This is a genomic window from Acinetobacter sp. 766875 (genome assembly GCF_000582055.1).
Lineage (GTDB): Bacteria > Pseudomonadota > Gammaproteobacteria > Pseudomonadales > Moraxellaceae > Acinetobacter > Acinetobacter nosocomialis.
This window is the reverse complement of the sequence record NZ_JEXX01000019.1, coordinates 30,512-43,391: the sequence shown is the minus strand read 5'-3', so window position 1 is coordinate 43,391 and position 12,880 is coordinate 30,512. Positions and strand designations below refer to the sequence as shown.

The 12,880-nt window shown below is 38.9% G+C and carries 15 protein-coding genes; 14 read left to right on the top strand and 1 reads right to left on the bottom strand.

The window, feature by feature from the left end; translation table 11 throughout:
• The first annotated feature begins 43 nt into the window (after nt 1-43).
• From J576_RS14650 to J576_RS14585, 14 genes are all read left to right on the top strand, one after another.
• Complete coding sequence (locus tag J576_RS14650) at nt 44-316, top strand: hypothetical protein (protein ID WP_000536302.1); 273 nt, start codon at nt 44-46, stop codon at nt 314-316.
• Nucleotides 317-373: 57 nt separating this feature from the next.
• A complete protein-coding gene (locus J576_RS14645; RefSeq protein ID WP_031965414.1) occupies nt 374-700 on the top strand; it encodes a hypothetical protein in 327 nt (108 codons plus the stop codon).
• Nucleotides 701-709: 9 nt separating this feature from the next.
• On the top strand, nt 710-1,075 hold the full coding sequence (locus tag J576_RS14640; RefSeq protein WP_033855659.1) for a hypothetical protein: 366 nt from the start codon (nt 710-712) through the stop codon (nt 1,073-1,075).
• The gene (locus J576_RS14635) at nt 1,062-1,403 is read left to right on the top strand and encodes a phage tail protein (protein WP_023188281.1); all 342 of its coding nucleotides are present in this window, start codon (nt 1,062-1,064) and stop codon (nt 1,401-1,403) included. The genes J576_RS14640 and J576_RS14635 overlap by 14 nt, the downstream gene beginning before the upstream one ends.
• A 75-nt stretch (nt 1,404-1,478) precedes the next feature.
• Nucleotides 1,479-1,802: a GrlR family regulatory protein gene (locus J576_RS14630; protein WP_001204598.1), complete on the top strand. Its 324-nt coding sequence runs from the start codon at nt 1,479-1,481 to the stop codon at nt 1,800-1,802.
• Nucleotides 1,803-2,129: 327 nt separating this feature from the next.
• A complete protein-coding gene (locus J576_RS14625) occupies nt 2,130-3,305 on the top strand; it encodes a pyocin knob domain-containing protein (RefSeq protein WP_033855658.1) in 1,176 nt (391 codons plus the stop codon).
• Nucleotides 3,292-4,098 (top strand): phage minor tail protein L, encoded by an 807-nt coding sequence (locus tag J576_RS14620; RefSeq protein WP_033855657.1) that lies wholly within the window; start codon nt 3,292-3,294, stop codon nt 4,096-4,098. The genes J576_RS14625 and J576_RS14620 overlap by 14 nt, the downstream gene beginning before the upstream one ends.
• Nucleotides 4,099-4,104: 6 nt before the next feature.
• Nucleotides 4,105-4,860, top strand: a complete 756-nt coding sequence (locus J576_RS14615) for a C40 family peptidase (RefSeq protein WP_033855656.1) — start codon at nt 4,105-4,107, stop codon at nt 4,858-4,860.
• On the top strand, nt 4,844-5,509 hold the full coding sequence (locus J576_RS14610) for a tail assembly protein (protein WP_033855655.1): 666 nt from the start codon (nt 4,844-4,846) through the stop codon (nt 5,507-5,509). The genes J576_RS14615 and J576_RS14610 overlap by 17 nt, the downstream gene beginning before the upstream one ends.
• A gap of 56 nt (nt 5,510-5,565) precedes the next feature.
• A complete protein-coding gene (locus J576_RS14605) occupies nt 5,566-9,516 on the top strand; it encodes a TipJ family phage tail tip protein (protein ID WP_081404072.1) in 3,951 nt (1,316 codons plus the stop codon).
• Nucleotides 9,517-9,528: 12 nt separating this feature from the next.
• Nucleotides 9,529-9,888, top strand: coding sequence for a hypothetical protein (locus J576_RS14600; RefSeq protein ID WP_033855654.1), 360 nt, complete (start codon nt 9,529-9,531; stop codon nt 9,886-9,888).
• Nucleotides 9,881-10,720 (top strand): hypothetical protein, encoded by an 840-nt coding sequence (locus tag J576_RS14595; RefSeq protein ID WP_033855653.1) that lies wholly within the window; start codon nt 9,881-9,883, stop codon nt 10,718-10,720. Before J576_RS14600 ends, J576_RS14595 begins: the two co-directional genes overlap by 8 nt.
• Nucleotides 10,721-10,855: 135 nt before the next feature.
• Nucleotides 10,856-11,245 (top strand): hypothetical protein, encoded by a 390-nt coding sequence (locus tag J576_RS14590; protein WP_000433918.1) that lies wholly within the window; start codon nt 10,856-10,858, stop codon nt 11,243-11,245.
• Between the two features lie 41 nt (nt 11,246-11,286).
• Nucleotides 11,287-11,832: a glycoside hydrolase family 108 protein gene (locus J576_RS14585; RefSeq protein WP_033855675.1), complete on the top strand. Its 546-nt coding sequence runs from the start codon at nt 11,287-11,289 to the stop codon at nt 11,830-11,832.
• A 257-nt stretch (nt 11,833-12,089) separates the two neighbouring features.
• Here J576_RS14585 and J576_RS14580 read toward each other — a convergent pair whose 3' ends face one another.
• Nucleotides 12,090-12,848 (bottom strand): hypothetical protein, encoded by a 759-nt coding sequence (locus J576_RS14580; protein ID WP_227505502.1) that lies wholly within the window; start codon nt 12,846-12,848, stop codon nt 12,090-12,092.
• Between the last annotated feature and the right edge of the window lie 32 nt (nt 12,849-12,880).

The following is a 12,880-nucleotide window of genomic DNA, read 5'->3' as shown; positions in this document are numbered from 1 at the left end:
AGTGAGTTAAAAGTTAGTTCCCATTAACCAATAAGGAGGAGATATGGGAACTGATGTTAACCCAGTGGCATGGGAAAACGCTGAAATTACTGCTTACGCATTAATTAGGAACCCTAATAGTAAAAACTTACTGGATTATTATCTAGAGTTTGGTTCGTATTTAGATAAAAAACATGGTGAATTCTCTGTTAGTAGCGGAGAAAAACCGGTATTTAGGTTAGGAGATAGGTCATTTATTCTAAATGATTTAAATCAACCGTATTTAGAATCTCTAACTAGAATTCTTTACGAACTTTTCTACAAACACCAATTCTAAGTGTTTATAGAAACAAAACCCCGCTCTTGGCGGGGTTTTGTTTTATAAGGAGGAAATATGAAAGCAATTCAATTTAAGAAAACAGGCCAATACACTGGTAATCATGATGAAGTAACACGTTTACTGGGCGGCACAGTAACCTATGTTGGTCAACGTGGAAGAGAGGCAAATAAGACTTATGAACGAGATGGGGAAACTTTCCCTATCCAATTCGATAATTGGCTTGTAGATATTGATGGTGTAATTTTTGTTTTGAGCGAAAAGCAATATGAAGCTCTTAAATCGGTGGCTCATAAGCATATAGGGTTAGGTGAGGCGATTGCGCGGCATGTCAATGAGTACTTAAGTCAACAACAGCGACAAGGCGGTTTATTATCAAAGTAACCCACTCGAATGAGTGGGTTTTTTAATGGGAGTACAAAAGTGAAAAAGTACATTATGACTTTTCTGCTTGCTTTACTGATTGCTGTAGTTTTCTACATAAGTGCAAATTTAATTGATTTTAATCTAATTGAATATGCAACGGGTTTCGTCTTTGGATTGTCATTCACCCTCATTTTTCAAAAGGAATCTAAGAGTACTAAAATTGCTGACTTAATGGACAAGCAATTAAAAGAATGGAGAGTTCGTGAAAGTAGGCGGGCAGGTTTATTCGCTCCAGATCAAGATACGAAGGATCTAGAAAGTTGCAAAAAACGTTTTAAAGATAGTCCGGTAAGTATGAAAGTTGAGTGGTCAAAAAATCATGAGCAACCTTAAATTCACTTTCGAATGCGACTTAGACGGAAATAGTAATACTCAGCGCTTTAATACGTTATCAAGCAAATTTGGTGACGGTTATGAACAAAACATTGCTGTAGGTATCAATAACCGATCTGGTGAATGGACTTATCAAAGAACGGCTTATAAAGCCGAAATTATGCAAATCAAAGCATTCTTTGATGACCATAAAGGAGCTGACTCGTTTCTTTGGGATTCGCCTTTAGACGGTGAGGTTCGAGTTAAAACAGGTGAATATCAACCACGCTGTTTGGGCGGTGATGTTTGGCAAATCTCAACAACATTCACCCAAGTTTTTTACCCCTGATGACTCTTAACTTTTGACCATCAATGCCCTACTATCAAATGGCTGAATTTTCAGCGATTAATGCATGAGGTTAAAATGAGAGACGGAATTTACTTTGTGAAATTCAAAAGCACTATCCAAGATTTTGGTGAGGGTACGGTGGTGGTAAAAGATGGAGTGGTCAATGGTGGAGATTATGGATTTACATACCGTGGCAGGGTTGAAAACAATCTTCTCAAATTAAATGCAAAACAACATGATAGGAATGTTGTATCTGTATTTGGTGATATCAGTGATTACGAATTAATTTTAGAGGTTAAACCTACTGATACTGGCTATGATTTAGTTGGTAATACTGAAGCAATACCAGGTGTGGTTATTCAAGTAAAAGCTAAATTTATTGGTGATCAATTAGCTTAAATTATCCATTCTCAACAAAAGGACGCATTTGCGTCCTTTTTTATCATCCAAAGGAAATCAAAATGAAGCATTTTTCAACCGATATATTCATTAAGCTATGTGTAAAATATACAGGTAAAAGCAAGCAAGATCTTGCTAAAAAGTGGGGGCTTTACTACTTCTTGACCCGATCAAAAACAAAAGCCTATTGGTATACAATTTTCTCCTAATGTCGTGACCTCATGCAAGAAACTACGGCATGCACACAAGACGGAGTTGTGCCCGTCACCTAATTCTTAATAATTTTCATGCCCCACTCGCTGGGGCTTTTTTTATGCGAGTAAGAAAATGACAATTCAAACAGTAAATCTAGGTACGGCACCGACTGGCGCAGGTGGTGATACATTCCGCTCTACTGGCGCAAAAATAAATGAAAACTTTACGAATAACAACCATGCAGCTAGTCGTTATGTTGGGACTGCTGCTGGGAATGTGATGGAGGTTGGCGCTTTTGGAGTTGGAAAGTCAATCCGATTAGGTAGTCAAAAATTATCAACATTGAGAGGAAGTGGTAATGCCTTCTATTGGCAAAATAATGGTAATAATATTTCAAGTGCTGGAGACTACCCTGACAACAATTCTCAGGCAATTATTAGTTTAGATATTAACGACTCAACTGATGCTTGTGCGCAATTAAGCATAACGCATAACTCCGATTTTTATGTCAGGTCTGTAAACTGGAATGTAAATACGTTTCAGCCGTGGCGTAAAATCTTGTCATCAAAAAATACAACTGTGGATGCAAATGGTTTCATTAAGTCAGCATCACCAGTTGTTAAATTGTTTGCAGATAAAATTGAACCTAACGATGAAGCTGCTGAGCAACCCCTCTCTTTTGAGAAATTAGGCATTGGTCATTACCTTGTTAAAGGATCATCCGGTTTTGCTAAAGAAGGCTGGTGGATTGAAATTCCGACCGATACTCATGGCAATAAAATTTGTGCGGTTGAATATCAAACACTTAATAACGGTGATCTTGAAATTAAGACATTCAAGAAAAAGCTAAATGATGAAGGCGATATTGTTGCGAATCTCGATGCACCAATCGATATTCCGAACAATGCAAATGGTGAGCCGCGATGGATCGACATTCGATTAAACAGCATTAAAAAGACAATCGTTAGAAAAATTCCAAGAACAGAAAAACAACCGCGTATGGTCCAGCAAGTAAAATATGCTCCGCAGCTGACTTATATCACTAAATACGAAGATTTATTTGATGATGAAGGAAAAGCTGTAATTGTGGATGGCAAGAACTATAAAAAGCCAGTAACCCACATTCAAACTGATCAAAACGGCACACCCATCCTATCAAATCAACCAGTCATTAATGAAAATGGTGAGCCAGTTTTTGAATGGGTTCAAGCAGTTGATAGTGAAGGAAATCCTGTTTTTGATGAGGTGCCAGTCTTAGACAAAGATGGAAATCCAATCTATGACGAGGTGACTTATGACCCTGAATAGTGATTTCCAGAAGCTGTATGTAGATGGATTAATCCATTTGTATGAACTAGATGCCAGCTCACTTGGAGCTGGCATTTTACGTTTTCATGGTCATATTTCTTATGAAGACTGGGAAAAAATTTACTCATCAATTGGTTCCGAAGGTTTAATTGGTGCCGACTCTGGCAGTATTGGAAAGATTTTTGATACCGGTGATCAAAAAGTTTGGAACCGCAATATTATCTGGCAGGGTCAAGTTTTTGAGCCTATGGCTTTGGAAGTATCTGGGCTTGAAATGCGTTCAGATGGTAAAGCTTCAGCGCCAACTTTAAGCATGGCCAACAATATCAACGGCATTCAAAATGCTGTGTCTGCTTACTGTTTGCAGTTTAAAGACTTTGCTGGTGCAAAACTTAAAGTTATTATCACTCTTGCTAAATACTTAGATGCTGAAAACTTCACAGCAGGTAATCCAACTGCATCGAATGAATCAAAAGAGCAAATCTGGTACATCGAGCAAAAGACATCTGAAAATGCACAACAAGTAACTTTTGAACTTTCTAACCCGATTGATTTTGAAGGTTTGAAAATCCCAGTTCGACAAATTACTTCACTTTGTCATTGGTGCATGGTCGGGAAGTATCGGGGCGAAGAATGTGGTTACACAGGTGTAGCAATGTTCACTGATAAAGATGAGCCAACTGATAATCCAGCACTTGATCGATGCGGTGGACTTCTGCGGTCTTGCCGTATGCGCTTCGGTGAAAATAAACCGCTGCCATTTGGTGGTTTCCCGGCTTCAAGTTTATTGTGAGGTTTTATGAAACTTACAGCGAAACTAAAAAAAGCAATCATGGCGCATGCTGATGAATGCTATCCACACGAGTGCTGTGGGGTGATTATTGATAAGCAATATATTCCTTGTCGCAATATTTCTAAAAACTCTGATCAATTCGAAATCCATCCAGAAGATTTAGCTATAGCAGAAGACCAGGGCGAGATATTAGCGTATGTGCATTCACACCCTGACGGAACTACAAGAGCCTCAGAACTAGACTTAATTCAGATTGAGTTACATCAAAAGCCGTGGGTAATTTGTTCATATCCGGATCTGGATTTTCAAGTTTATGAACCTTGTGGTTATCGTGCTCCATTGGTCGGAAGAAACTATATTCACCATTATCAGGATTGTTATGCATTGGTTTGTGATTTTTATGACCGCGAACTTGGTATTAAATTGCCAGACTTTGAACGAAAAGATGGCTGGTGGGAAGATAAAGATCATCCATCACTTTACCTTGAAAATTACAAAAAAGCAGGTTTCTTTGAAGTTGATAAACCAGAATATGGCGATATGTTGGTTTGTCGGGTTGGACGTACCGAGCATCCTAATCATGCAGTTATATGGCTGGGTGATAATGGACAGCTTAAATCGGAGCAAACTGAGCAATGCATAGGTTCAAGCTTAATTCTGCATCATCCATATAACCGAAAGTCAGTACGCGAAATTTATGGCCAACAGTGGAAAGATCGCACGGTAAAAATTTTGAGGCATCGAGATGTTAAAAACAATTAAGTTGTACGGCATCTTGGGCCAAAAGTTTGGTCGTGAATTTAAGCTCGATGTCGCAAATACACGTGAAGCCATGCGTGCATTATCTGTTCAGATCGCTGGCTTTGAACACTTTATGTTGCATGCACATGAGCAGGGCCTACGCTTTGCCGTGTTTTTAAAATCAAAGAACTCAAGTAATAAGCGAGGCAAAAAACGCCCTGCGATTTATGACCATGAAACTAAGCGCCTAATCACTGGTGACAATATCGGTGAAGAACAGCTTGATATGAATACTGAAGCTGAGATTATTCATATTGTTCCACGTGTAGTTGGTGCAGGCGGTAATGGAATATTACAGACTGTATTGGGTGCTGTGATGGTCGTGGTGGGGGTTTTAGTAACTGTAGGCACATTGGGCGGTGGAGCACCACTCGGTGCTGCATTGATTGGCTCAGGTATTGGAATGATGCTTGGTGGAGTGGCCATGATGCTTATGCCAAAGGTTGATACTACTCAAGATCAAAACCAAGATGGAAACAGAGCGAATAAAGGCTTTGGCGGTGCAGTTACCACAGTTGCACAAGGTAATCCTGTTCCAATTCTTTATGGTCAACGGGAAATCGGTGGCTTCATTATCAGTGCTGGTCAATATCCTGAAGATCAGATGTAAATTTTAATTATTTAACAGGCGCTTTCTAGCGCCTTTTTTATTGCGTGAGATTTCTTATGAATGCAGTAGTAGGCGCAAAAAAAGGCAGTAAAAAACAACGGCAACCTGTCATTTCACCAGATTCTGCTCAATCGAAAACTTTTATCAAGGTTCTATATGGTTTAGCTGAAGGCGAGATTGAAGGTTTAGCTAATGGGCTTCAGTCAATTTATTTAGAAGAAACTCCACTTCAGAATGCAGATGGAAGCCTTAACTTTGAAAATGTAAAAGTTGATTTTAGAAATGGTACTAATGATCAGGAATACATTGAAGGTTTTCCTGCAGTAGAAAATGAAACTGCTATCGATGTGGAGCTGAAGTCTGAAACACCGTGGGTCCGCGCTTTTAGTAATCTTGATCTTGACGCAGTTCGTCTGCGCTTAAAATGGGGACCTTTACGTACTCAGAACGCTACAAATGGTGACGTATCTGGCGTAACAATCGAATACGCAATTGATTTACAGATTGATGGTGGTGTCTGGACTGAAGTACTAAAAACCAAAATTTCAGATAAAACATCTGCAAATTATGAACGTGCTCATCGGATTGATTTGCCTCGTGCAGACTCTGGCTGGCTTGTTCGTGTTCGTAGACTTACACCCAATACAACTTCTGAATATATCAGCGACAAGATGTATATTGCAGCTGTTACAGAAGTGATCGATGCGAAATTACGTTACCCAAACACAGCATTATTGGGCCTTCAGTATGATGCTGAGACTTTTGGAAACGTAGCAAAAGTTGCTATGGATACAAAGGGTAGGCTCCTAAAAGTTCCTACTAATTACAATCCAGCAACACGGCAATATGTTGGGATGTGGGACGGTACTTTCAAAGAGGCTTATTCTAACAACCCTGCATGGATCTATTACGACATCTGTACAGTTGATCGCTATGCGCTAGGTGACCGCTTAACTCCACTTATGGTTGATAAGTGGTCATTGTACCGATTAGCACAATACTGTGACGAAATGGTACCAGACGGTCTAGGCGGCCAAGAACCACGCTTTACTTGTAATGTTTATCTTCAGAGTGCAGAAGGTGCCTTTGAGATTTTAACTAAGTTAGCTGGTGTATTTCGTGCCATCACATTTTGGGATGGCAATAGCATTATTTGTGATGCGGATATTCCCCAAGATACTTACTTTACATATACCCGTGCCAATGTCATTGATGGCAATTTTGAATACTCAGGAACCCGTGCGCGTGATCGCCATAATGTTGTAAAAATTGCGTGGGATAACCCAGCTAATCACTACAAAACCGAATATGAGTTTGTTCGTGATGAGAAAGCAATTGCTGAAGCGGGCCAAGTTCGTATTCTTGAGCTTGACGCATGGGGATGCACTTCGCGTGGGCAAGCGCAGCGAGCAGGCTGGTGGGCATTAAAGTCTGAGCAACTTGAAACACGTACAGTGTCTTTCAAAGTTGGGCTAGATGGCCATATTCCGTTGCCGGGGAAAGTTATTGAAGTTGCTGACCCTTTATTTGCAGGTCGTGCAAATGGTGGTCGTGTATCTAAAATATCAGCAGATCGTAAAAGCATTACCCTAGATCGTGACGACGTTGTGGCAGTTGCTGGTGACCGACTGATTATTAATGGCGAGGATGGCAAAGCTCAAACGCGAATAGTTCAATCGATCTCTGGTCGAGTGGTAACTGTTACTCATGAATTTGATGCTATTGCCACACAAAACGTCTGGGTGATTGATGCTCAAGACTTGGCAACAATGAAGTTTCGAGTGATTTCTATTACCCAAGATGAGCATCATCAATTTTCAGTGACTGCACTTCAATATAACCCAGCCAAGTTTGATGCCATTGATAAGGGTGCTTATTTTGATGAGGTTCCGATTTCGATTGTGAACCCAACAATTCAGGATCCTGTAACTGATGTCGTTGTTACTAGTGAAAGCCGAGTTGATCAGGGCATCAATGTGGCGACCATGATAGTATCTTGGGCGCAGGCTAAGGGCGCGGTTAAATATCAAGTTGAGTGGCGTAAAGATGACGGGAGTTGGATTAAGCTTCCAATAACCGGCAACAACTCAGTCGAAGTACCAGGTATTTATGCGGGTCAATATCAAGCACGAGTAACAGCGATTTCAGCTTTTGAGATAGCTTCTTTACCAGTTTATTCAACTTTGACTGAACTCTCTGGAAAGCAAGGTTTACCGCCAAAATTGGCATTTATCCAAGCGACAGGAATCTTATTCGGTATAAAACTTGATTGGGGCTTCCCTGCAACTGGTGCTCTAGATACAGCTTATACAGAGATTCAGGTTTCACCGGATGGTACTAGCAACATTGCTCAATTGGGCTTATTCGCTTATCCAACAACGACTCATACTCTGCAAGGTTTACAGCCAAATCTGACTCAATTCTATCGTGGCCGTTTGATCGATAGGATTGGAAACATTGGATCATGGTCGGATTGGACTCATGCGACAACTTCTGCCGATGCAACAGATGTTCTTGAGCTTTTAAATGATCAAATCAGTGAGTCTCAGCTCAACCAGGATATTAAAACCAAGATTGATCATATTGAGACTATTGATGCTGAAATAGGTCCACTTAAGCAAGATATTCAGAATACGAAAGATCGGATTACACAAGAAGTCATTGATCGTCAAAACGCTATTCAGCAAGCTTCAGATGGCCTTTCACAGCAAATTATTGATGGTGATGAAAGTGTTCTTGAAGTTGTAGAAACGGTCAAGAAATCAAGTGATGATGGTCTTGCGGCGGTTCAGGAAGATATTCGTGTTGTTGCAGATGATCTTTCATTAGTTGCTGAAAAAACAGATGGTGTGTATGCACAACTGAATCCTGCATTGATTGGCTCTGAATCAGATCTAATTGGTAACGATCAAGGTTTTGCTGGCACATGGTCTGTTCAATCGGCAATGATCGAAGGAGACTTGGCACTTAGTAAGCGCATTGATACAACCGTTGTTGAAGTAAATGATTTACGTGCGTACGCTCAGCAAGAGGTTCAAGCGCGTATAGAGGGTGACAAAGTAACAGTTCAAAAGATTGATACTTATATTGCTAGCAATGATAGTGCTTTAGCCACGGTACGCCAATCTGCACAAGTCGCGGTAGATCAGTCTTCGGCAAATGCTGAAGCGATTGATTCAATTAATCTTGAGCTTGATGATAAGGCATCAACTGGTGCACTTGAGCAAGTTAAGTCTGATATTAAGAATGTAGATGACAAAGTTAATGCCCAAACTACAAGGATTGATGGAGTTTACGCGCAAATCAATCCTCCATTTATCGGGTCAGAATCTGACTTAATCGGAAATGAAGGAGGTTATGCAGGCGTATGGTCAGAGCAATCTGCTCGTATCGAAGGTGATTTGGCCCAAGCTAAACTTACTGAACAGCTTTCTGCTCAGATGAATGAGAACAATGCCGTATTCAAGCGCCAGCTCGAGGCAAATTCAAGTGCTATTTCTTCAACGATTAAAGTAACGGAAACGTTAAATACAAAAGTCGGTGAGAATAGTGCGTCTATTCAAAATGTCAGTGAAAGTGTTGATGGCATCTATGCTCAGCAGTTTACTAAGTTCGATGTAAATGGCCATGTTTCTGGTCATGGATCAATGAATGATGGTACGACTTCTACTTTCATTTTTAACTATGATTGCATCCAATTTGGCACACCTGTGGGTATTGACGGTATAGAGCCAAAGCCATTAATGACACTGCAAAACAAGCCAGTGACTTTGCCAAATGGCACTGTTATTCCGCGTGGTTTGTATGTCGATAATGGTAGTTTTGGATATATCAATGCCAATCGGATCTGGGCAGAAAACTTAAGCGTTATCACAGCAAACTTGGGTACTTTTATCTCACTTGCAGATGAAAACAAACCTAACGGTGCACGAACTGTTATTAGCGGCAAAAAGATTGAAGTCTATGACGACTTGAATCAAATCCGGGTAAAACTCGGTATTTTCTAAGGAGAAAAGTTAGTGGATGCTCAGTTCTTGGCTTCTATTGATGGAGCCCAATTAATACCATTTAAGCAATCATTGCCAATTTCTCATATGGTTGGGGAGGTAATAAATCCAACAGATATTAATTCTTATCAAGATAGAGCTTCATGGCAATTTACCATTCCTGATGGCCTGATAAAGCCTATTCTGATTGGTGAAATTAAAGGATGCCGATGTGCTTTTGAGCAAATTTCTACTTCACCTAATACTTGGAAATTTCAAGCTATGGGCTTGTGGATTCGACATAAACGGTATTCAGATTTAGATCAAAAGCAGTGGAAAGAACCCATGATTCCAGCAGGTTTTAAAATTCGATATGGTGGATATCGTGGTTAGTTATTTTGAACTTAAAAACGATAACTTCAATGTTGTTATTGATGATACATACAACTCAGCTAAGTTCTTGGGAAAGTATGATGTAACTTTAAATACTTTTATTGATCGTAATAATAGTTCTTATTATGTTGAAGGATATGATTATACATGGTCGGGTACCGTAACTGCCGCAACAGGTAATACTTTAAGAGAGCTAGGTTTTGATTATGATGAACCAAGTGATGCCGACTATGAAAAATTCTTAGCTAGTTTAAATAGTCAAATTCTTTCTTTTGCTCGGACGCTTTCAGGGCGTCCAATACGATCAAATTCAATATTAACTAAAATTAATGGTATATGGAATTTTAACTTTAATCTCTTTGGTTATCAGCAAGGAGATGTAGGAACAGTAGTAAGTTATACCATTGCAAAAATGATGCCGAGTAAATTCGGACTTCAGGTTTTTAATGCTGAAGGTACCTTAGTATTTGATGCTCTTAAAGGATATTTGCAATTGGCAGGTATTATGACAGGTGGCGTCAATACTTATACCAACCCTGCGGCAACCTATACCATTACATTGTCTGAAGAATTATCTAGCGAACATCTATTTATATCAGATACGATGTCATACCCCTGGCGTAATGGCATGAGAATTACATCAAGTGGTGTGCAGTATGGTGAAGCAAACTTTTATCCAGTTATGTCATTCCCGAACTTAACAACTATTGAAGTAAAATTGATGCAAAACGGAAATATTCCGGGAACTACAGGTTCAAGAAGCTTTAACTATTTTTATGAGGCAGTGATTTATTGCCCATATCCCAAAAATTTCTATACAGGTAAACAGTAACTCAAGATTAAATCTAATTTATTTTTGTACTTTAAAGCACCCAACCGGGTGCTTTTTTTATGGTCGGTCCAATGATGGATTGGACAACGAAAAACTACCGCTTCCTAGCGGTTTTTTTATTTTCTGGAGATATTAATGGAACCAGTTTCCACTAGTGGTTTAACAGCAATTTTAAAATTTTATGGTGCAGCAATTATGGTGACTTTAGCGGTTGCTTTAGTTGCAGCAGTTGTATTGATGACACGAATGCCACGCTCACCACAAGAGTGGGCAGTTGGTTTGATCTGTACGGTTGTATCAAGTTTGGCTGGCGGCTCATTCATTATTGTGAAGTGGGGACTTCATGAATGGGTTACTGATGTATGGGGGATGATTGCTCTAGGTGGGTTCTTCTTTGTTTGTGGTTTACCCGGTTGGGCTTTAGTCCGTTGGATTTTTAATTTCATAGATAAACAGGAAGGTAAAACGATCGTTGAAGTGATCAAAGAGTTTAAGAAAGCCAGAAAAGACATTGAAAACAGCTAATGCCGCCTTCGGGCGGTTTTTTACATCTGAAGGAAACCGAAATGAACATTGAACAATATCTGGACGAGTTAATTAAGCGTGAGGGCGGGTACGTAAACAACCCAGCAGATCGAGGTGGTGCAACTAAATACGGTATTACTGAAGCAGTTGCTCGAGCAAACGGATTTAAAGGAAACATGAAAGATTTGCCGCTTGAAGTGGCCAAAGCAATTTATCGCAAAAACTATTGGACAGCCCCACGTTTTGATCAGGTGAATATCATTTCTTCTGCTGTAGCTGAAGAGCTTCTAGACACTGGTGTGAATTGCGGTACCGGATTTGCAAAACCTCTTTTACAACGTGCTTTGAATCTCCTAAATAACAATGGTAAAGCAGGGTGGCCAGATTTATCAGTAGATGGGATATATGGTCCGGCAACTCTTAATGCACTCAAAACTTATTTGGTCAAACGCGGGAAAGAAGGAGAAAAAGTTTTAGTTCGAGTTCTGAACATTATGCAGGGTCAGCGCTATATTGAGATTTGTGAGCGTAATAAAAGCCAAGAGCAATTCTTTTATGGCTGGATCGCAAATCGGATTGTTATATGAAAGTCTTTCATTGCAGACGTTCAAATATTGCTTTCACAATTACATTGCTCTGCATTCTATTTTCAGGATGCACAGCGCATACGATTAATAATAATGTGAATGTAGGTATTTGTGTGAAAGTCATCTAAGGTGGATTTTTATTGAGAAAATATTTGCTCATTTTTAATAAGATCAATTAATTTTGAGCAAATTTATTCTCATTTTAAAAAACTGCTCATCCATGTATTTGAGATAGTAAAATAATTAAGATGAGACTTTTAAATCTGTTTTTTTAGTTTTATCAACTCTTTACCTAATTTATGAATAGTCTCATTAATTTCTTTTGTATAGTCGCGCCGGTCCACATTTTCTTTTCGCCCCATAATATAATTACAATAACTATCTAATTTGTCACATATTTGACGCATTTCTATCTCAGATTTTACTTCGTGGTTGCCACCATATCTTAGGTGTACCAATTCTTGGCGGAAACTAAGTAGGTCATCCATGTTATTTTCTAGAGTCTGTCTTATATTTTCATTAATTTTATCAAGCTCGCTGAAATCTAATTCAGCCTCGTAATATAATTTATCACTCAAAAACAATAAATCATTAAAAATTATAATGTTTTTTTGGTTTCTTTTTACTATATTTTGAAATAATTCCAAATCATCAAAATTCTTAGTGCCAAAAATATCCTTTGCACAATACTGCTGAAATAGACTGAAGTCTTCATAATCTCGGCTTGCATGCCAACTATTTTGTAAATCTCGAACTTTATCTAGAATCATTTCAATAAGTTCTTGAGATTTTTTGTATGTTTCTTGATTACGCCAGGAGAGAAAACCAATAATCGCGATGATAGGAGTTAAAATTGTAGCAGTAGTGGTAATGATTTTATTTATTCCATCTATACTAAAATTGCATTGTAATGACTTTCCTTGACATACCATCATATATTGAAAAAAACCGCAAACTATAAGAACACAAATATATACAAGCAAATAATATCCAACATATTTTTCAATTTCTTTCATATTTTTCTTCATAAAAGTAAACTCAATATCTC